The 19430-nt window shown below is 70.2% G+C and carries 16 protein-coding genes and 3 pseudogenes; 8 read left to right on the forward strand and 11 right to left on the reverse strand.

All coding sequences use genetic code 11. The features are described from left to right. Positions 1 to 25 precede the first annotated feature (25 nt). Positions 26 to 835 (forward strand): annotated as a pseudogene (locus SH922_RS39010) (IS5 family transposase). A 43-nt stretch (positions 836 to 878) separates the two neighbouring features. Here SH922_RS39010 and SH922_RS39015 read toward each other — a convergent pair. The 3 genes from SH922_RS39015 to SH922_RS39025 all read right to left on the reverse strand — a co-directional run bounded on the left by SH922_RS39015 (position 879) and on the right by SH922_RS39025 (position 5532). After that, the gene (locus SH922_RS39015) at positions 879 to 1364 is read right to left on the reverse strand and encodes a hypothetical protein (protein WP_393063231.1); all 486 of its coding nucleotides are present in this window, start codon (positions 1362 to 1364) and stop codon (positions 879 to 881) included. Between the two features lie 72 nt (positions 1365 to 1436). Beyond that, entirely contained in the window at positions 1437 to 1568 is a 132-nt protein-coding gene (locus tag SH922_RS39020; protein ID WP_393063232.1) for a hypothetical protein, read from the reverse strand. 247 nt (positions 1569 to 1815) lie between these two features. Beyond that, positions 1816 to 5532: a S8 family serine peptidase gene (locus SH922_RS39025; RefSeq protein WP_393063233.1), complete on the reverse strand. Its 3717-nt coding sequence runs from the start codon at positions 5530 to 5532 to the stop codon at positions 1816 to 1818. Between the two features lie 728 nt (positions 5533 to 6260). Between SH922_RS39025 and SH922_RS39030 the strand changes: the two are divergent. After that, positions 6261 to 6522, forward strand: a pseudogene (locus SH922_RS39030) (carboxylate--amine ligase); the annotation flags it as partial. Positions 6523 to 6539: 17 nt separating this feature from the next. On the opposite strand, the gene SH922_RS39035 reads toward SH922_RS39030, so the two are convergent. Further along, positions 6540 to 7214: a formylglycine-generating enzyme family protein gene (locus SH922_RS39035; RefSeq protein WP_393063234.1), complete on the reverse strand. Its 675-nt coding sequence runs from the start codon at positions 7212 to 7214 to the stop codon at positions 6540 to 6542. Positions 7215 to 7305: 91 nt separating this feature from the next. Next, the gene (locus SH922_RS39040; protein ID WP_393063235.1) at positions 7306 to 7698 is read right to left on the reverse strand and encodes a nuclear transport factor 2 family protein; all 393 of its coding nucleotides are present in this window, start codon (positions 7696 to 7698) and stop codon (positions 7306 to 7308) included. 70 nt (positions 7699 to 7768) lie between these two features. On the opposite strand from SH922_RS39040, the gene SH922_RS39045 reads away from it, so the two are divergent. Next, complete coding sequence (locus SH922_RS39045; RefSeq protein ID WP_393063236.1) at positions 7769 to 8368, forward strand: PadR family transcriptional regulator; 600 nt, start codon at positions 7769 to 7771, stop codon at positions 8366 to 8368. Positions 8369 to 8608: 240 nt separating this feature from the next. Here SH922_RS39045 and SH922_RS39050 read toward each other — a convergent pair whose 3' ends face one another. Then, positions 8609 to 9907, reverse strand: a complete 1299-nt coding sequence (locus SH922_RS39050) for an RNA polymerase sigma factor (protein WP_393063237.1) — start codon at positions 9905 to 9907, stop codon at positions 8609 to 8611. A gap of 161 nt (positions 9908 to 10068) precedes the next feature. On the opposite strand from SH922_RS39050, the gene SH922_RS39055 reads away from it, so the two are divergent. Then, entirely contained in the window at positions 10069 to 10989 is a 921-nt protein-coding gene (locus tag SH922_RS39055) for a phosphotransferase family protein (protein ID WP_393063238.1), read from the forward strand. Positions 10990 to 11235: 246 nt separating this feature from the next. Here SH922_RS39055 and SH922_RS39060 read toward each other — a convergent pair whose 3' ends face one another. Further along, positions 11236 to 12165, reverse strand: a complete 930-nt coding sequence (locus SH922_RS39060) for a PmoA family protein (protein ID WP_393063239.1) — start codon at positions 12163 to 12165, stop codon at positions 11236 to 11238. Continuing rightward, on the reverse strand, positions 12162 to 13313 hold the full coding sequence (locus tag SH922_RS39065) for a Gfo/Idh/MocA family protein (protein WP_393063815.1): 1152 nt from the start codon (positions 13311 to 13313) through the stop codon (positions 12162 to 12164). Before SH922_RS39065 ends, SH922_RS39060 begins: the two co-directional genes overlap by 4 nt. A gap of 270 nt (positions 13314 to 13583) precedes the next feature. On the opposite strand from SH922_RS39065, the pseudogene SH922_RS39070 reads away from it, so the two are divergent. From SH922_RS39070 to SH922_RS39080, 3 genes and pseudogenes are all read left to right on the forward strand, one after another. After that, positions 13584 to 14217, forward strand: a pseudogene (locus SH922_RS39070) (LysE family transporter). Positions 14218 to 14339: 122 nt separating this feature from the next. Next, the gene (locus SH922_RS39075; protein WP_393063240.1) at positions 14340 to 15488 is read left to right on the forward strand and encodes a serine hydrolase domain-containing protein; all 1149 of its coding nucleotides are present in this window, start codon (positions 14340 to 14342) and stop codon (positions 15486 to 15488) included. Positions 15489 to 15903: 415 nt separating this feature from the next. Beyond that, positions 15904 to 17199 (forward strand): alpha/beta fold hydrolase, encoded by a 1296-nt coding sequence (locus SH922_RS39080; RefSeq protein WP_393063241.1) that lies wholly within the window; start codon positions 15904 to 15906, stop codon positions 17197 to 17199. 106 nt (positions 17200 to 17305) lie between these two features. Here the strand turns inward: SH922_RS39080 and SH922_RS39085 are convergent, their stop codons facing one another. Beyond that, positions 17306 to 17878 carry a rhodanese-like domain-containing protein gene (locus tag SH922_RS39085; protein WP_393063242.1) on the reverse strand — a complete coding sequence of 191 codons (573 nt, stop codon included), beginning with the start codon at positions 17876 to 17878 and terminating at the stop codon, positions 17306 to 17308. A gap of 100 nt (positions 17879 to 17978) precedes the next feature. Between SH922_RS39085 and SH922_RS39090 the strand changes: the two genes are divergently transcribed. Continuing rightward, a complete protein-coding gene (locus SH922_RS39090) occupies positions 17979 to 18257 on the forward strand; it encodes a metal-sensitive transcriptional regulator (protein ID WP_148015298.1) in 279 nt (92 codons plus the stop codon). Between the two features lie 26 nt (positions 18258 to 18283). Here the strand turns inward: SH922_RS39090 and SH922_RS39095 are convergent, their stop codons facing one another. Together SH922_RS39095 and SH922_RS39100 are read right to left on the reverse strand one after the other, a co-directional pair. Then, entirely contained in the window at positions 18284 to 19042 is a 759-nt protein-coding gene (locus tag SH922_RS39095; protein ID WP_393063243.1) for a sulfite exporter TauE/SafE family protein, read from the reverse strand. Further along, positions 19039 to 19407, reverse strand: coding sequence for a rhodanese-like domain-containing protein (locus tag SH922_RS39100; protein ID WP_393063244.1), 369 nt, complete (start codon positions 19405 to 19407; stop codon positions 19039 to 19041). Before SH922_RS39100 ends, SH922_RS39095 begins: the two co-directional genes overlap by 4 nt. Between the last annotated feature and the right edge of the window lie 23 nt (positions 19408 to 19430).

Consider the following 19430-nt stretch of genomic DNA (forward strand, 5'->3'; position numbering starts at 1 on the left):
TGACGATTCGGCTGTTCGAGAGGGTGTGGGTACTCGACCGTGGATCGTGAATGATGAGTTGTGGGCGCTGATCGAGCCCCTGTTACCGCCATGGCCGGAGCGGGCGCCCGGGCCACGGCCAGTGCCGGACCGGCTCTGCCTCCAGGGCATTCTGCTCGTCCTCTACAACGACGTAGCCTGGCAACTCCTGCCGTCTGGAGCTGGGGTTCGGATCGGGTCAGACATGCTGGCGTCGCTTGGACCGGTGGCAGAAGGCAGGGGTCTTCGACCGGCTGCACCGGCTCCTGCTCGCCGAGCTGAACGCGGTCGGCGAGCTCGACTGGTCACGGGCGTGCGTGGATGGTTCCCACATCCGCGCAAAAAAGGGGGCCCCGACACCGGTCCGTCGCCGGTCGACCGGCGGAAAACGGGCAGCAAACACCACCTGATCTGCGACGGACGCGGCACCCCGCTCAAAGTCATCACAACCGCGGCCAACGTCAACGACGTCACCCAGACCCTCGCCCTGGTCGACGGCATCCCGCCCGTCGCAGGACGCCTCGGCCAGCCCCGCCGCAGACCCGACGCCCTGCTCGGCGACAAGGGCTACGACTCCAACCCGAACCGAGACGCGCTGCGCAAGCGCCGGATCCTGCCCGTCATCTCCCGCAAGGGCTGCCCGAACATCAAGGGCCTGGGCAAACTCCGCTATGTCGTCGAGCAGACCTTCGCCCTGCTTCACCACTTCAAACGCCTCGCCATCCGCTGGGAACGTCGCACCGAATTCCATGACGCCTTCGTCTCCCTCGCCTGCAGCCTCATCTGCTGGCGGCGGCTCAAGAAGACAACTGAGTGAGCACCACGATGGGAAGAATTTGACCAAGGTCGCGCATGCCGACCTACTCAGCGTTGCGCCTGCGGCTCCAGTCCCGCTCTCCCAGTCGCCTGATCCGCCAGGCAGGCAGCGGGTGGCGGGCCTCTATGACGATGAAGTGCGCCATGTCGACCAGCATGCGTCGAACAACCGAGATAGGGACGACCAGATCGTCCCATTGGTTGTAGTTGGCGTGAAGGCGAATCTGATCGTCGGAGACGCGCTCCAGGACACAGCTCTCCACGCCCAGTAGTAGCTCGTCGCCGGCCTCGATCTTGAGCCATTGCAGAAGGACAGACGAGACTGCCCAGTCGGGCCCACACTGGTCAACGAATTCCTCCGCTGCCCATCGCAAAGCCTGTGGCGTGTCCTCGGGTGCCCTGATCAGAGCCCTGCCGAAGACGGGAGGATGCATCGTGCCGTCCTCGCTCGCGTCAGCTGCGGAAATCCCCTCCAGACCGAAGATCCAGGCACCTTCGGAGGAACCGGCAACATTGTTCACATGGCTCATCTGCACGACGATGCCACGCCCGTCGCGGCGCGCAGCCCACGAGGGTACCGAACTGCCCCGCTCGTGATCGTGTTACGAGCTCTTCGGAAGCGCCCCTTTGCGTTGACCGGGAACGGCGCCCTCGGGCAGGGCCGGGTTGGCGAACGCGCCGCCCTGCTCGTCAAGGGCGGCGCGGATCGGGGACACCTCCAACTCGTCGATCAATGGGGAGAGCCTCGGCTCGGGTAGGTGTGTGGTCTGCCCCGCCTCTTCCGGAGCAGGGGTTAGTGGACTCTTGTGCCACCTGGACTTCAGGAGGCGAGGATCGGAAGGCGTGGATGCCCGACGGAGTTTGTGGCCAGGGTGCTGGACCCGCTTGAGGCCGGCCGCAAGGTCATCCTTGAGGCCGGCCGCAAGGTCATGGACATGGCCGGGGATCGACCTGCCTCATGGTGCGTGAACTGCCTGACGGCTACTGCCGGGCTGCGTACGCGTTGATGATCTCCTGGGTCACCGTGCGCCCCGCGGCGTCGGTGGCCGAGACGCGCAAACTGGCCTGCCCGCCGGGCTTGTTGATGACGTGCACTTTGCAGGAGGTGTCGCCGCACTTGGTCAGCTTGGCCGGACCCCAGGTCTGGCCACCGTCCCACGAGATCTCAACGCCGCGTTCGACGACCGGGCGGGTCTCGACGGTGTCAGGCATATAGAACTCGACCCCGAATTCGTACTCGCCTGCCGGGGCCGTTGTGGTCGACGACAGTCCGGGCAGCTTGTAGCTGATGTTCAGCATGGGCAGGACGGCGTAGGCCCCGGTCGGCTGTTCGGAGTCGAAGCCCCACTTCGTCTTGATGGCGGTCGAACGGTGCCAGAACCGGTCGTCGTGGCGGGTCTCGGTGACAACGTCCAGCCGGTGCGTACCCGGAGGCAGCTTGTCGGCCATGAACCACGATATGGCGGAGGTATGGGTCAATACTCCGTCGACATAGATTCGACCAGAGAACGCGGTCGGCGAGGGCGACGAGCCCGACGTATGGCCAGTGTGTCCGGCGGCGTCGACATACGCACCCGTCTTGACGTAGATCATGCCGCCCTCGCGGACGGGTGGCGGGGTGCCGTTGTCCACCTTCCACAACGGTGAGACACCGGTGCTGATCGGCCCACCGAACCACGTGTCGCGGTAGGTGGTCCGGGCGGCGTAGGCGGTTCGCGGAGCCCACAGAAAGGCGAGCTCGCTGCCGGAACCGGCATCGTAGACGCCGACCGAGCGCTCCCAATTGGCCCCGGTGGACACGTGGTGCGTCACGGTCGTCGGGAAGGGTACCGCGCGCGACAGGCCGTAGAGAGCGAGGCCCCGGCCCGGCACCCAGCCGATCAGGCGCTCGGCCGCCAGCATGCCGTCCTTGCTCGAGCTCCCCAGACCGTCGAGCCGCTCCACGAGGGCAGAGGTGGAGCGCGCGGAGCCATCGACGGAGCCGCCGTCGGGGACCTCGTCCTTCCAATAGCGCAACAGGTCGTACATGTACTCGGGCGACTTGTGGGTGACCAGCGCCGCACGGCCACTGTTCCGGACAGCGAGGACGTCATCCACATCGATGGCACGCGCCTGCAGGGTCGGCAGGCCGAGTGTGCCGTCGATGGTTCCGGCGCACGCCTGTCCGGGGCTGGGGTAGGCCACCATCGCCGCGGCGCCGGCCTGGTCGAGGGCCGTGGCGGCCTGGGTCAGGTTGGCGCAGGTGCCCGACACGAAGGCGACGGCACCCTTCACCTTGCTGGAGGTGTCCGGCGCGCTTGCGCGCCCGGCGTCGACGACCTTGAATCGGGCGTTGATCTCGGGGCGCGGGGTGGGGGCGATGGCACCGTCAGCCGACGGCAGGGCCTGCAGCGACACGGGCTCGCCGTGTGCGGTGGTGAGGACACCGGCGGGCTGACTCAGCCACCAGTTCGCCGAGATGTTGGCGGTCCCGTCGAGTCCTGCAGACGGCCGGGCGTAGAGGCGGTCGGGAGCACCGTAGTAGGCGTACTCGCCGGTGGCACCGCTCGTGCCCTGCCATCCGACCAGCAGGGCGGCGCCGTCGGTGACGACCGGCCTCTTCACGTCGTAGTCGAAGCGCCCGGTGTCGTTTCCGTCGAGCACGATCTCGGTGTCCTTCGAGACGGTGAAGGACGGCTCGTAGCTGATGACGCCCTCCTTCGCGCCGTCGGCGGCGAGGCCGGCGGACGTGGCGTAGGTGCCGTACGTGCCGGGCGGGAGTCGGAAGGTTGCGGACTGCTCGCCGGGCAACGCGTCGAAGTAGTGGTCCTTGAAGACCCACGGCGCCTTCAAGCTGCTCAGGAACATCGCGTGGGAGGCGCTCTGCGTGCCGGTACGCGGCTTGATCGTGACCTTTACGTCATAGGCCTCCCTCTCGATCTGGTAGGACACGCCGGTGCGGACGGTCCCGCCGCCGTTGTCCGGTGTGGCAGTGACGACCGCGGAGAGCGCACCAACGGAGGCGACCGCAGGGTCGAGGATGACATCGACTGATGCCTTGCCGTCTGCGGGAACGGTGACCTGATCGTCGGCCAGGGACGCGCCAGCCGGCTCCGGTGACCCGTCCTGGCCGGCCAGGACGAGCGAGAGCGTGACCGCGGTGTCTGCGGTGTTCGTGTAGGTCAGAGCCGTATGGGTCGGCGCCTGGTCGTTGTGGGGCCACTGGAAGGAGCCGAGGGACATCGACGCGGGCGCGAGAAGCTTCTGGTTGATCGCGGCGAGAGCATCCACTCGCCCTGTACCCGCGTCGAACCCGGTCGCGTCGGCAATGGGAGTCGTGCTGTTGGCGATGAGGGACTTGATCTGGTCGCCGTCCCAGTCGGGGTGTTGCTGCTTGATCATTGCGGCCAGGCCGGCCACGTGCGGTGTGGCCATCGAGGTGCCGCTGATCGTCGTGTAGACGTCGTCGACGACTGGGCCGAGCGCGGTTCCTGCGGCGCGGGCGGCGGTGACATCGACACCGGGTGCGACCACCTCGGGCTTGAACCCGCCGTTGTTCAGGCGCGGGCCGCGACTGGAGAACCTCGCCATGACGTCGTGCACGTCCACCGCGCCGACGGTGAGGGCGGCGTCGGCCGACCCCGGGCTGGCGACGGTGGAAGGCATGTTGCCGGCGTTGCCGGCGGCCACGACGAACAGGGTGTCGGAGGTGGCCGACAGTTCGTTGACGGCCTGGGCGAGCGGGCTCGTTCCATCGTCGGGCGACGGACCGCCCAGGCTCATGCTGACGACATCGGCTCCCTGGTCGACCGCCCAGACCATGCCGGCCAGGACCATGGAGTCCGAACCCGATCCCTTGTTGTTCAGCACCTTGCCGATCAGCAGGGTCGCCTTCGGTGCCACGCCCTTGCGCAGCCCGTTCGATGCCGCACCGGTTCCGGCGACGGTCGAGGCCACGTGCGTGCCGTGACCTTGGCCGTCCTTCACGCTGGATTCCTCGGTGAAGTTGGCCGTCGCGCCCACGCGGCCGGCCAGGTCGGGGTGTGTCGCGTCGTATCCGGTGTCGAGCACGGCAACCGTCGCGCCCTTGCCGTCGAACCCGGCCGCCCACGCCTGCGGGGCGTGGATCTGCGGCACCGAGTGTTCCAGTGCGACCTCGACCTTGCCGTCCAGGTCGACCCGGGCCGCGCCGTGCGCCAACGAGGTGGGCGCTCCCATGGCGCCGGACCCGGCGGTGAGGTCGCCCCAGAACGTCAGGGCGTCCTTCTTCTTGAGGTGGAAGGCCGCCACGCCGAGCTCGGGAACGGTCAGGGTGCGTGTCGCTCCCTTGACGGATGCCTGCCGGGACTTCGTCGCCGCTGCGCGGCCCTTGCCGTAGTCGACGATGACCGGGAGCGTAGCGCGCGATGCGTCGTCGTACCCGGACTCGATCAAGGTGGTGACGTCGAACAGGTCGGGGTCGAGCCGGTTGGCCTGGAGCAGGCCGAAGGCCTCGGTCGGTACGACGTTCACGTGGTCGTTCGTCCGGCTGATCGCGGCCTGCGGGGTGCTCCCGTCAGGGCGGGGCAGGAGCGCGACGGACTGCTTGCCATCTGTTCCGGTGGAGACCTCGACGACATCGCCGGTCACCAACGTCACCGTCTTGACGGTCGAGGGGGCCGCGGCCGGTCGTGCCCCGGCGGCGGGCTCCGCCGACGAAGCCAGCGGGGGCATGAGCATGACAACAGTTGAGACGGCGGCGGTTGCTACGAATGCCGTGGTGCGCACGGCTCTGTGAACCGATAACGACATGCAAAGGTCCTCTCAGGCAATCCTTGGCTGGGTGACGCTGTGCGGGCAAGAAGCACGGTCGGGTCGACCGACTTCCATGGGAAAGGAGACGGAGGGCGCGGCTACGGCCGTGACCGATGTGCCCTCAGTTCGGGAGCGTAACTCCAGTCGGGCCGACGAGCTTGAGGACGTCGGTGGCGTACCTCCGCCATGTCGCGCACCCGCCACCGCTGTATGCCGCCACCTCCGGGCGCTTGGGCGCTTTGGCATCGATCCGCGCGTCTGCTCCTCCTTGGCGAGGCCGCCGGCAACGCCTTGCTGCGCGTCCCGTCAACCGATGTCAGCTCCGGCGGAAGCCGCCGATACGCGACGCCGAGCCGGACCTGCGCCCCCGAGGAGGCCGTTGCCGGCGATGATGCGACGTGCGTTCCGTGTGCGCTGTCGACGAGGCCGATGCTGATGTGGTCGGCCACCTTGCCGATGTTGGCACCGCCCAGCGGCGAGAGGTCGACGTCCTCGCGTTGGTCCACGGCAGAGGGCACCCGCTCCGACCACGTCGAACTGGAGCAAGGGCACGAACTCCGCCCAGGAACGCTCCCGGAGTCGGGCGATCGCCGGGTATTTCGCGCCCAGGCCTCGCCGAGCTCCAGGAAGCGTTCCAGCGCGACCTCCTCGGTCGCCGCGGCGGGCACGAGTTCACCCTCCTCACCCGTGATCTGCACCGCTACCTGGGCTCCGCGCCCGAGGGCGTCGCGCACCCGCTGTTCTCGGGCTCGCCACGTGCTGACGGCGGACACCAGCGACGCCGAGCCGCTGCTGCCGTTCGCCGAACGGGCCCACGAGCTGCTGGGGTTCGACGGTGTGGTCACCTCGTGCGACTACTACCTTCCGGTGGCTGCCGGGATCGCCGCCCGGCCGAGCCTGCCCGGGCCCGCCCCATCGCCGTGGAGAACGCCTCAGCTCGGACCCGAGCGAGCCACGCGGAATCCCGTGTCCTCGATCCGGAACGTGGGGTGGCTGCGGCGTCGCACCGAGGCCCGGCAGCTCCAGCGCTCGTCGAACCAGCCGCCGCCGCGCAGCACCCGGTAGGTGCCGTACACCTCGGCGTCGTAGACGTCCCAGCACCACTCCCACACATTGCCCAACGTGTCGTACAGACCCCATGCGTTGGGCTGTCGACCGCCCACCTCGTGCGGTCGCTCCTGCGAGTTGCCGCGATGCCAGGCGATGTCGTCGAGCGGCCCGTACCGTGCCTCCGTCGTGCCGGCCCGGCACGCGTGCTCCCACTCGGCCTCGGCCGGCAATCGGTACCCGCCGGCGGCCGTGTCCCACTCGACCTGCGCGGCATCGGGGTGGAGGCGGTAGACGGGAGCCAGCCCCTCGCGCTGGGACAGGGCGTTGCAGAAACGGACGGCGTCCAGCCAGGAAACCCCCTCGACGGGCAGCAGTTCGCCCTGCGCGGTGCTCGGCCGCTCGCCGGTGACCTGCGTGTACTGGGCCTGGGTGACGGGGAAAGCCGCGAGCCGGTACGGCGCGAGATCGACCGCCCAGCTGTGCTGCGTACGACGGTCGGACAGAGTCACCCGACCCGGCGGAACGTCGACCATGGCGATCTTGGTGCTGGTGTCCATAGGACGGTGACCCTATCAACGGCGGTCCCTGCGGAATGAACGTGAACCGGTTCAACCGGCATGCATCCCGAGGGGGTTGCTGTCCCCGTACTCAGCCTGCCGAGGCCTCGCGGCTGATCTGCTCGAACCGGGCACCCATGGCCGCGGCCAGTGCCTGCGCGGCCGAAAGGGGCCGGACCATGACCATCAGGTCGTCGATCTCGCCCGCCTCGTTCATGTGTAGGAAGTCGCACCCGTTGATCTCCCGGTCGCCCACCTTCGCCACGAACACGAGGGCGTGATCACGGCCGTCCTCGCTCGCCATCTCCCGCACGTATCGGAAGTCCGTGAAGACCTCGGTGACCGCACGCAGGATCGCGGCGGTCAGGGGCCTGCCGGGGTAGGGCTTGAAGGCCACCGGGCTGGTGAAGACGACGTCCTCGGCCAGCATCGCCTCGACCGCGCCGAGGTCGTGCGCCTCGACGGCTTTACGGAAGGGATGCATTCGATGCTCCATAGTCAATTTGTTGAATAGGTGTGAATGAGATTAATCGCATCGGTGCTAGTCCGTCCAGATGTCTCTCAAGTACGCGGTCCTGGCGGCGCTGCTCGAAGGCGAGGCCTCCGGCTACGACCTGGCCAAGGTCTTCGACGTCTCGGTGGCGAACTTCTGGTCCGCCACCCCGCAGCAGCTCTACCGCGAGCTGGACCGCCTGGCGGAGAGCGGCCTGATCGATGCCCGAGTGGTCGAACAGCAACGCAGGCCGAACAAGCGGGTCTTCACCCTCACGGAGACCGGCCGCGGCGCGCTCGCCGGATTCACCGCCGAAGCGCCCCGCCCCACGGCCATCCGCGACGAACTCCTGGTCATGACCCAGGCCGTGGACGACGGCGACCGGGATGCGGTGCGCGCCTCGGTCGAGGAGCGCATGGAATGGGCGCGAGCCAAGCTCGCCCGCTACGAACGGCTGCGGGACCGGATGCTGGACGGCCGCGACGAGGACACCTTCGTACGTGAGACGGAGCGCATCGGCCCGTATCTGACACTGATGCGCGGACGGTCCTTCGAGGAGGAGAACGTGCGCTGGGGGGAGAGGGCCCTGGAGATCCTGGAGTGCCGTGCGAATGCGTTCCCCGCAGGCAGTGAGGCTCCCTCCGGCGAACGGCAGGGCTGAGCCACGAGGGACGCGGCTACCCGCCCGCCGGCACAAGGCCGTTGTCAGGCTCCTCGGATGCGTTTCCCCCATGACCGGCACCGAACCGGCCGACGGCGTGGCCGCGTTGCTGACCGGTCAGCGGCGGGAGCTGGTGACGATGGACACACGGGTCACTGGCCCATGTTCTCCAGGCCGGACGAGCTGGACAGGATCCTGAACGGTGTGGCAGCACCCTGACCGGCCTTCGGCCCGCCGGGATCAGGCCTTCCCTCTCTGGTGCAGGCGGGCGGCCCGTGCGGTGAGGTAGCGCTGTTCGGGGAGGCTGGTGGTGCCGGCCGCCGCGGCGCGGTACTGGACCAGGGCGGCAGGGATGTCGTCGGCCAGCTCCAGCAGATGAGCGCGGACGGCGTACACGCGGTGGTGTCCCGCCAGCGGACCGGTATCGGCGTCGGGCCCGACGAGAGTGTCCAGGAGAGCGAGGCCGGCGGCCGGCCCCTCCGCCATCCCCACGGCGACCGCGCGGTTGAGCGAGACCACGGGGTTGCCCGTCAGCTGTTCGAGCAGCCCGTACAGGGCCGAGATCTGTGGCCAGTCCGTGTCCTCGGCCCGGGCCGCGTCGTCGTGGAGGGCGGCGATGGCTGCCTGCACCCGGTACTCACCCGGGCCACCGTCGGGTGTGCCACCACGAAGGGTGCCCGCAAGCAGCCTGACACCCTCCCCGATCAGGTGACGGTCCCAGAGCGTGCGGTTCTGTTCGCCGAGCGGCACCAGTTCGCCGTCCGCGTCGGTACGAGCGGCGCGACGGGCCTCGGTCAGCAGCATCAGGGCCAGCAGCCCGGTCACCTCGGCCTCCTCCGGAAGAATTCGGTGCACCTCCCTGGCCAGCCGGACGGCCTCGTCGGACAGATCGGGGCGGCGCAGTGCGCTGCCCCGCGCGGCGGCGTACCCCTCGTTGAACATCAGGTACAGCACATGGAGCGCGGCGCGCAGCCGCGGCGCCCACTCCTTCGTACCGGGACCGGGCAGGTCGAACCCGCGGTCCGATGCCTTCACCCGCTGTTTGGCCCGGCTGATGCGCTGCGCCATGGTGGCCTCCGGCACGAGGTAGGCACGCGCGATCTCGGCTGTGCTCAGCCCACCGACCGCACGCAGCGTCAGCGCGACGGCCGACGGAGGGGTGAGCGCCGGATGGCAGCACATGAAGAGCAGCATGAGCGAGTCGTCGGACGTGGGCGCGGCACCGGCGGCGGGTTCCCGGGCGACCTTCTCCTCGCGGCGCCGGCGGGCCTGCTCACTGCGCATCAGATCGAGATACCGCCGCGTCGCGGTCTGCAAGAGCCAGCCGCGCGGCTGTTCGGGCACTCCCTCGGCGGTCCAGTGCAGGGCTGCGGCGATCAGTGCCTCCTGGACCGCGTCCTCGCAGGCGGCGAAGTCGCCCATGCGCCGCACGAGCACCCCGAGGACCTGCGGGGCGAGTGTGCGCAGCTGCTCCTCGACGGCGGGCGGGACAGCGGTCGGGGGCTCGGCGAATGGCCTGTGACCGGCAGGCGTGGACATCGGCACTCCTTGATCGTTCGTGTGCGCCAGTGTGACGCACCCACCCCACGTGCGGACCGGGCGAGCCGATGTCCGCACTGCACCGGAGACGGAGGAAACCTCCACGGAGGGGCCGACCGCCGTCGCGCTCGTCCTGTTCGACGACGTACCCGGTAGTGCATTTGGACGTCGCCGGGGCAGCAGGTTCCGTGATAATCGGCCCGGTGACTTCTCCACCACAGAGTCGGGCGCGTGCTGAGCGGCTCGATGCCGCCCGGACGGTCGACGCTCTTCACGCCCGGACCGGTGTGCGCCTGACCTTGGATGGCCCGTGCCCGGGCGGGCAGGTCGGTGCCGCCTATGTGCGTTGGCCCGACCATCACCGCTCCGTCCTCAAGTGGCGACCGCACAGCCGGGCGGCGGACATGGAGGCAGGCCCACTCGCCGTCACCGAGGTGCTACGACTGGGCGGTTATCCGGCGCCGGCCACTGAGTTGATCGCCCAGGTCGGCCACGCGGTGGTTCTCGTCCAAGAGCTCCTGCCGGGCACGAAGATCGACCACCTTGACCTCCGCAGCCTGGAGCGGGCGCTCGAACTCAACCGGTTGCAGACCGATCGGCTCGTCGACCGCCCCGACATCCCCACAGTGGAGCTCTTCCTGCGGGAGGACGGGCCCGGATACTGCCTGCACGATCCCTTGCGCCGGCACGACCGTCGCAGCGCAGCGCTGGAACACTGGATCGCCGATGTCGGCGCGGAGTACCCCGCGCACATGGCCGGGCATGACGCTGTGCACATGGACTTCCACCCCGGCAACATCCTGGCGTCCGGCGGCTCGATCACCGGCGTCATCGACTGGGACGGTGCCGCCCGTGGTGATCGGCGATTCGACCTGGTCACCCTGCGCTTTGGGATCCACAGCAAGAATGCCGATCCGAGGGTGACGCGACATCTCGACGCTGTCCTCGATTCGCTCCCCGAGGACATGCTGCGGCCCGCCTGGGCTCACATGAGTCTTCGCATGGTCGACTGGGCCATCAGGCACTTCACCTCGGGCGACGTGGAGCGGTGGCTCGACCTCGCCGAACAACGCGTGAAATGACGGCGACGCCGGGAATGGCCCCGGACCGCGAGCACTTCCGGCGGACGACCGTGAGTCAGGACCATGACGAGGTGTCAGAACCATGACGAGCTCGACACGGCCTTCCCGCCTGCCTGACGCAAGCCTGCCCCGCCGACGCTGAGCAACAGGCACTCGTCCCGGGCTCAGGAAGGCCCCTTCTCGAGTCGGCCCACCCCTCAGCGCGGAATCGGCAAGGCGTTCAGGCGGTCGCCGGCCGCACCCGGATCACCAGGTCAGCTCCGCGAGCCGGGCCTCGATTCGCTCGCGGTCCCATGCCCCGTCCGCGACCACCACCCGGTAGCGCCGGGTCAGCGTGGCCCCGGGCTCCAGTACGAGCTCGTCGTGGAAGGCGAAGGACGGGGCGACCGCGGCGAAGGGGTCGTTGCGGACGAACCAGTGCGCGGGGTGCTCGCCGCCTGCCCCCGTGTGGTCGTTCTCCGGGGCGTGGGCGAAGACGAGCGTCGCGTGTCCGTCCACCCCGTCGTGCTCCCCGCTGTACGCCAGCCAGGGTGCCTGCCGCCCCATCACCTCGGGCCCCTCGCCCTCCGGGGTGAGGATCCGGCCGTCACGGAAGGCGCGAGGGCCGCGCCAGAACAGCCCCGTGTAGCCCGCGCCGTCCCGCCCGTGTGTGGTGGGACTGCCGAACCGCAGCGGTTCGTCCCGGCGGTTGGTGACGGCGGACGACCACGTCAGCACCCAGCTGCCGGACACCGGATCGACGTCGTGCACCTCGACCGCGCGCACCTCGTCGGCCCACAGCTCGCCGCTGTACGGATGCCAGCTCAGCCGCTCGATGACCGTGGCACCGTCGTCCCGCACCGACACCTCGTCGAACCCGCGGTGCGCCATGGAACCCACCCGATCGGGCAACGGCTGATAGCCCTCGCCCGGTACATAGGTGTTGCCTCCCCACAGGTTCTGCCCCGACAGATGCGAGGCGGTCAGCTGCAGCCCCTTGTGCCAGCGGTGGTCGTTCGGCCGGTAGTCCGTCACCACCCGGTCGAGAAGGGTGCGCAGTGGATGGATGTACGGCTTCGGCGCCTCCCAGGGCGCCTCGGGCCGGTACACGTACCGCAGCAGTTCGACCCCGCTGTCCGCCACCGAGACGCTGATGTGGTCGCCGTGCCGGTGCACCAGGTCCAGGCGGCCGGTCACGCGCTCGCCTCCGTCGCCTGGGGCGCCCAGCCGGGGGCGTTGCCGTGCAGTGCGCTGTAGTACGGATCGCCGGGGCCGATCTCGCCGGCCCGGACGGGGTTCCCGGTGAAGGCGGCCTTGTACAGCGCGGCGACCAGTTCCAGGCTGGTGCGACCGTCGGCGCCACTGCTGCGCGGACGGCGGCCGGCCCGCAGATCGCGGAGCAGACCGCGCAGTTGGGCCTCGTGGGAACTCGGTACATCGGCGCCGAAGTCCCGCCAGCCGCCCACCTGTTCGGCGGGCACCCCGGGCGCGGGGGTGATCCGCCAGTCGGCGTTGCGATGGCCGTACAGATGCGTGAGCTCGACAGTGGCCCGCTCGCAGTCGATCCGGATTCGGCTGACCTCGTCCGGGCTGAGGACACTGTTGACGATCGTGGCCATGGTGCCGTTCTCGAAGCGGACGAGCGCGGTGGAGACGTCCTCCGTCTCCACGTCGTGCACCAGTCGTCCGGCCATCGCGCGGATCTCCGACCACGGACCCAGCAGATCGAGCAGCAGGTCCATCTGATGGATGCCGTGGCCCATGGCGGGGCCGCCGCCCTCCGTGTCCCAACGCCCGCGCCAGGGCACGGAGTAGTACGCCTCGTCCCGGTACCAGGTGGTCTGGCAATGGGCGACCAGGGGCCGCCCCATCGCCTGCTCGGCCAGCAGCGCCCGGACGTGGTCCGAGCCGGAACCGAATCGGTGCTGGAACACGATCGCGGCATACGGACCGTCCCTGTCCGGGCCCTCGGCCGCCTCGATGGCGTCGAAGTCCTCCAGCGAGGGGCAGGGAGGCTTCTCGCACCACACCCAGGCCCCGGACCGCAGCGCGGCGATGGTCTGATCGCGGTGGAAGCGGGGCGGTGTGCCCAGGGTGACCAGATCGGGACGCTCCTCGGCGAGCATCCGGTCGAGATCCGTGTACGGACGGCCGGCGCCCGCTTCGGCGCAGAACGCCTCAGCGGAGGCGGCGTCGACGTCGACCGCCGCGACGATCTCCAAGGGCTGTTCGGCAGCCAGCGCACGCAGGGCCGGCAGATGACTGACGCGCGCGATCGCGCCGGTGCCGACGATCGCGATCCGGATCGGCCTGCTGGGGGAAGCCTGGCTGGGCGTGACAAACACCTCCACGGTGAGGAGGGCGCGCCCGCCGGATAGCAAGCGCTTTCTCCGAGCGGAAACCTAGGCTTTGTGCAGGGTGTGGGTCAAGAGAGACATCTCCTGTGCCGCTGTACGCCTGCGCCGAGGAAAGGGAGTTGCCCAGCTGCCTGCGCGGGCCGCAGCATCTGCCCATGACCACGGACTTCGTCCTCCTGCTGCCGACTCCCGCCGACGACCGGTGACGAGCGGCCGACAGCAACCGGGCCCTCCGCGGAAGCCGCCACGCCACCGCGGATGACCGCCGTCCTGGTCGCCGGGCTGCTCGCCGGATACGGCATCGCCGTGCCGGTCGGAGCCGTCGCGACCTGCCTCGCAGCCCTCACCACACGTACCTCGCCGAAGACCGGTGCCTTCGCCGCGCTCGGCGTGGCGACCGCGGACGGGCTCTACGCACGGATCGCCGTCGTCGGGGGCTCGACGCTCACCCCGCTCATCGAGCCCGTCATGCTTCCCTTCCGGTGGGTGTCCGCCGCTCTCCTCATCGCTCTCGCCGTCCGAGGGGGCGTCACCGCGCTCGGCACCTACCGCAACGGCGCCGCGGCCGCACGCACCGACCGCGCCCCGCTCACCCCCGCACGGGCCTACGCGACACTGCTGGCGATCACCCTGATGAACCCGATGACCGTCGTCTACTTCGCGGCCCTGGTCCTGGGCAGCGAGGTGGTCGCTGCCGCGGCCCCCGCGCACCGGGCCGTCTTGGTCCTCGCCGCCTTCGCCGCGTCCGCCGGCTGGCAGCTGCTCATCGAGGGCGGCGGGGCTCTGCTGGGCCGGGCACTGACCGGAAGCCGGGGGGAGACTCGTCACCGCGCTCGTCTCCAGCATCCTCATCACGGTGCTCGCCGTCCGTCTTCTCCTCCCGTCCTCCTGATCCGAACGACGGTCCGCCGCCCGCATCGCCGGGGTGAGAGCGGCGGACCGCCCGGCGCGGTGCGATGAGTTCGCGCCGGCGCGGGAGTCAGCATATTGACCCCCATGCGATGAGGCGGAGCGATGAGCACCCTGCGCGAAGTACTGGAGACGCACGTACGCAACGGATCGGTGCCGGGAGCCGTGGGCCTGGTGGACCGTGGAGGCCGGGCGGAGGTGCAGGCGGTCGGCAGGGCCGCCACCGGCGGCGGCAAGCCGATGACCCCGGACTCCATCTTCCGGATCGCCTCCCTCACGAAACCGATCACCGCGGCGGCGGCCATGATGCTGATCGAGGACGGCCGGATCGGGCTGGACGACCCGGTCGCACCATGGCTTCCCGAACTGGCCTCACCCATGGTCGTGCGCACCCCCGGGAGCCCGGTCGACGACGTGGTCCCGGCCGCCCGGCCCATCACCGTGCTGGACCTGCTGACCTTCCGGGCCGGATACGGATTCCCGTCCGACTTCTCGCTGCCCGCCGTCGAGCCCCTGTTCAGCGAGTTGAAGCAGGCTCCGCCGCAGCCGCAGGCCGTCGCTTCCCCGGACGCCTGGATGGCGGCGCTGTCACGCATTCCCCTGCTGCACCAGCCAGGGGAGGCGTGGCTCTACAACACGTCCTCGGACATCCTGGGCGTCCTGATCGCCCGGGTCGCAGGGCAGTCACTGCCGGCATTCCTGGCCGAGCGACTGTTCGAACCGCTCGGAATGACCGACACCGGTTTCGAGGTGCCCGCGCAGAAGCTGGACCGGTTCACCAGCTACTACCGGGCCGGTGAGGCAGGGACCCTCGAACTCGTCGACGCCCCCGACGGGCAGTGGAGCAGTGCGCCGGACTTCCCGTCCGCGGCCGGCGGACTGGTGTCGACGGTCGGCGACTGGCGCGCCTTCGGCCGGATGCTGCTCGCCGACGGCATCGTGGGCGACCGCCCTCTGCTGACATCCGAATCGGTGCGACAGATGACGACCGACCACCTGGCACCCGCACAGCGCAAGGCGAGCGGACTGTTCACCGAGGGACAGGGCTGGGGGTTCGGCGGCTCGGTGGACGTCGAGAGGACCGCCCCCTGGAACGTACCGGGCCGCTACGGCTGGGTCGGCGGCACCGGCACCACGGCGCACATCGTCCCGGCCACCGGCACGGTCGCGATCATGCTCAGCCAGGTGGAGATGGCAGGTCCCAAACCGCCCCTGACGATGCGGGACTTCTGGCGCCACGTCGCGGGCGAGTGATGCTCGTACGCCCGCGAGCCCTCGTCAGGCATCGGCCACCGAGCCGAACCGCACCTCGTCGCGCCCCTGTCCTGCGTGTCCGCGTCCACCGGACGCCGCAGGGGCTCATGGAGGTTGGCCGGAGTAGGCACACCGGAGAGGCGTGCCCCGTCCTCCAGTACCCAGCCACCCACCAGGCGTGGCGCAGGAGCATCTCGTTGAGCACCTGCCTGAGCGGGGTGCCCACGCATCCATCCGACGGGCCGGTTCTGCCACCGTCGCGAGCGCCCCGTCCGGGCAGACCCTGGCGGCCTGCTCTCGAACCGGATCATGACTGCACGGCAGGAGCCGGACAGGTCCGCCGCGCACGGGCCGGGGCCGTCCGGGGCAGGGCTATGTGCTGAACTGTCCGTGAACCATCGATACAGGAGCCCCCTTGAACAGCTATCGCCTGCCCGGCCTCGTCCTCACCGACCGTCACTTCACGGTACCGCTCGATCACGCCGACCCGGGCGGTGAGCAGATCGAGGTCTTCGGCCGTGAGGTGGTGGCCGGCTCCCGGGCCGGTGAGGAGCTGCCTTGGCTGGTGTACCTGGAGGGCGGCCCCGGTTTCGGCGCCCGGCGCTTCACCGGCGCGGAAGCGTGGTTGGGACGGGCGGTGAAGGAGTTCCGGGTGCTGCTTCTGGACCAGCGCGGCACCGGGCTGTCCACCCCTGCCAACCGGCAGACCCTGCCACTGCGAGGCGGTCCGCGCGAGCAGGCCGACTACCTCGCGCACTTCCGTTCCGACAGCATCGTGCGCGACTGTGAACTGATCCGTCCGCAGGTGACCGGCGGTACGCCCTGGACCGTCCTCGGCCAGTCCTTCGGCGGCTTCTGCGCGGTCCGCTATCTGTCGGCCGCACCGGAAGGCCTCAGCGCCGTCCTCATCACCGGCGGTCTGCCCTCTCTCGACGCCCACGCGGACGACGTCTACCGGGCTGCGTACCCGCGGATCGAGCGCAAGGTCGCCGCGCACTACCGCCGCTACCCGCAGGACGTCGAGCGCGCCCGCGAGATCACCGCTCACCTTGCGGAGCACCGCCCGGAGAGTGCCGGACACCGGCTCACGCCCGAGGGATTCCAGTCCCTCGGCATCATGCTCGGCGGGAGCAGCGGCAGCCACCAACTGCACTACCTGCTGGAGAACGCCTTCGTCTCCACCCCGCACGGCACCGAGCTCTCCGACACCTTCCAGGAGGCCATGCGCACGGCCAACTCCTTTGCGGGGCACCCGCTGTACGCGCTCCTGCACGAGGCCATCTACGGCCAGGACGAGCGTCCCACCGGTTGGGCTGCCGAGCGGGTCCGTGCGGAATTCCCGCAGTTCGACGCGGCGACCGCCCTCAAGGGCGACGGCCCGGTCCTGTTCACGGGCGAGAGCATCCACCCCTGGCACTTCGACGTCGACCCTGCGCTGCGCCCCCTGCGCGAGACCGCCGAATTGCTCGCCAGTCGCGGTGACTGGGAGCCGCTGTACGACGCCGAGCGCCTCGCCGCCAACGAGGTGCCGGTGGCCGCCGCCGTCTACCACGACGACATGTACGTGGACACCGCGCACGCGCTGAGCACCGCCGCCGCGATCCGCGGGCTGCGCACCTGGGTGACCGACGAGTTCGAGCACGACGGGCTGCGCGCGGGCGGGCCCCGCGTGCTGGACCGGCTGCTCGCGCTGGTCCGCGACGAGGTCTGAGTCACGGCAGGGCGGTAGCCGGCCGGCCCGGGCGGGAGCCATCAGGGCCGGATCGGACGGGAGCCGGTCGCACCTCGGGTGCGACCGGCTCCCGTCCGCTGTCGGCTCAGCCCTGGAGCGCGTCCAGAGTCGCGTCCAGGTTCGCGGCCGAGCGTGGGGCGCGATTGTGCGGGAGCTTCGACAGCACCGCCGCCATGCCGCACGTGTTCGTCACGGCAGAGAAGACGAGGCCGGCTCCGATACCGGCGGACAGCCAGCGCGCGGCCGGGCGGCGCACACCCGCGAGCAGACCTGCCACCACGAGCGAGCCGGCGGCGAGCCGCACCTGGCGCTCCATCGGCCAGGTGGTCCGTCCGCCCTCCGGACGGTCGAGACCATGGCCCTCGCCCTCCCAGGCGGAGGTGCCACCGGAGAGCGTCGCGGCGTCGATGTCGGCCGCCGAGAGGATGTCGCAGGCCCGCGTGGAGCGGACGCCGGAGGCGCACACCACGAGCAGGGCGCCGCGGGCGGAGGCGGACTTGAGGGCGGGCACCGCCTCGGAGAGCCGGTCGAGGGGGATGTTCAGGGCGCCGGGGACGTGCCCCGAGGCGTACTCGCCGGGGGCGCGTACGTCGATCACGGTGAACTCCGCGAGACGGGCGGCGGCCTGGGCGGGGGAGAGGGATACGGGGCTGGTCACGAGCAGTGTTTCCTTTCGTTCACCGGGTGTGAGGCGGAGACTGGGTCTCTCCTGCCCCGGACGGGCTAGAATACCCCTTGGGGTATTAAGAGGAGGATGTGTGGAACTCGACATGGCGGCCGATGAACTCAAATCGGTGCTCAATCGCCTGCGCCGCGCACAGGGCCAGCTCACCGGAATCATCAGGATGATCGAGGAAGGGCGAGACTGCGAGGACGTCATCACTCAGATGGCGGCCGTTTCGCGGGCTCTCGACCGGGCAGGCTTCGCGATCATCGCGACGGGTCTTCAGCACTGCATGGCCGATGGCGGCAGCGAACCCGCGGACCGGGACCAGATGCGCGCCCGGCTGGAGAAGCTCTTTCTCTCGCTGGCCTGAGAGCGAATGGCGCGCGCCGCACCGGTTCACACGACGGAGTCGACGAGCATGAACGCGGCGACGGCCAGCAGTACCGCGCCGAAGACCCGTTGCAGCGAGTCCGTGGAGACCTTGGCCGCCAGCCGTTTCCCGTCCCAGGCCCCGAGTACCGCCGTCGCCGTGAACGGGGCGATGAGTGCCCAGTCCAGCGTCGTGGGCGTGGCGAGCCGGGCGGCCAGCGCGGCCGTGGAGTTCACCGTGATGACCAGCAGACTGGTCCCGACGGCCGCCGACATCGGCACGGCCAGGACGGTGACCAGCGCGGGAACGGCGAGGAATCCACCCCCCACCCCGAGCAGACCCGTCACCGCGCCGAGCCCGGCCCCTGCCCCGGCGGCCCTCCTGACCGGCACGGCATCCGGCGGTCCCCCATCCGCCTGCGGCGTACCGGGGGTGCGGAGCATCCGGACCCCGGCGACCACGGCGAGCACCGCGAAGGCCGCGGTCAGGAGCGCGGAGGGGAGCCGCACCGACAGCGCCCCGGTGAGCGCCGCCGGCACGAGGCCCGCCGCTGCGAAGAGCCCGCCGGTCCGCCAGCGCACCAGGCCGTCCCGGGCGTGGGCGAGCAGGCCGGTGAGTGACGTCGCGATGACGATGAGCAGACCGGCCGTGGTGGCCGCGGCCGGGCCGAAGCCGAGCAGATAGATCAGTGCGGGCACGGCGATCACGCTGCCGCCGCCGCCCAGTCCGCCGAGTGCGAGCCCGACCACCGCGCCGGCGGTCAGCGCCAGTATGAGCGGGGTCATGCGATGGTGCCCGCGTTTCCGCGCCGGTCCCGCACGGGGAAGCCCGCGGCGGCCCAGGCGGTGATGCCACCGATGACATCGACGACGGGCACCCGACGGTCCGCGAGGAGGCGGGCGGCCCGGCGGGACCGGTTGCCGGATCGGCAGATCACCACCACCGGCCGGTCCGCCGGTGCGGGCAGCGGAGCCCCGTCGACGAGCGCGGAAAGCGGCAGATGGACGGCACCGGGCGCGTGCCCGGCCTGCCACTCGGACGGATCGCGTACGTCCAGCAGCACGGCAGCGCCGTCGGCGGTCCGTCGCCGGGCCTCGGCGGCGCTGACGCGGCCGGGGCCGCGACGGAAGAGGGACTTCAGACAAGACATGGAAAACACTCCGGAAGGTGCGG

Origin of the sequence: Streptomyces sp. LN549, assembly GCF_043203805.1 — a bacterium.
GTDB lineage: Bacteria > Actinomycetota > Actinomycetes > Streptomycetales > Streptomycetaceae > Streptomyces.

What these genes read in the sequence shown, in the direction of transcription:
- SH922_RS39100 (WP_393063244.1), bottom strand. Translation starts at nt 19,407, where the DNA reads ATGTCTTGTCTGAAGTCCCTCTTCCGTCGCGGCCCCGGCCGCGTCAGC.
- SH922_RS39045 (WP_393063236.1), top strand. Translation starts at nt 7,769, where the DNA reads ATGTCTCTCAAGTACGCGGTCCTGGCGGCGCTGCTCGAAGGCGAGGCC.
- SH922_RS39050 (WP_393063237.1), bottom strand. Translation starts at nt 9,907, where the DNA reads ATGTCCACGCCTGCCGGTCACAGGCCATTCGCCGAGCCCCCGACCGCT.
- SH922_RS39095 (WP_393063243.1), bottom strand. Translation starts at nt 19,042, where the DNA reads ATGACCCCGCTCATACTGGCGCTGACCGCCGGCGCGGTGGTCGGGCTC.
- SH922_RS39015 (WP_393063231.1), bottom strand. Translation starts at nt 1,364, where the DNA reads ATGAGCCATGTGAACAATGTTGCCGGTTCCTCCGAAGGTGCCTGGATC.
- SH922_RS39025 (WP_393063233.1), bottom strand. Translation starts at nt 5,532, where the DNA reads ATGCTCATGCCCCCGCTGGCTTCGTCGGCGGAGCCCGCCGCCGGGGCA.
- SH922_RS39040 (WP_393063235.1), bottom strand. Translation starts at nt 7,698, where the DNA reads ATGCATCCCTTCCGTAAAGCCGTCGAGGCGCACGACCTCGGCGCGGTC.
- SH922_RS39075 (WP_393063240.1), top strand. Translation starts at nt 14,340, where the DNA reads ATGAGCACCCTGCGCGAAGTACTGGAGACGCACGTACGCAACGGATCG.
- SH922_RS39035 (WP_393063234.1), bottom strand. Translation starts at nt 7,214, where the DNA reads ATGGACACCAGCACCAAGATCGCCATGGTCGACGTTCCGCCGGGTCGG.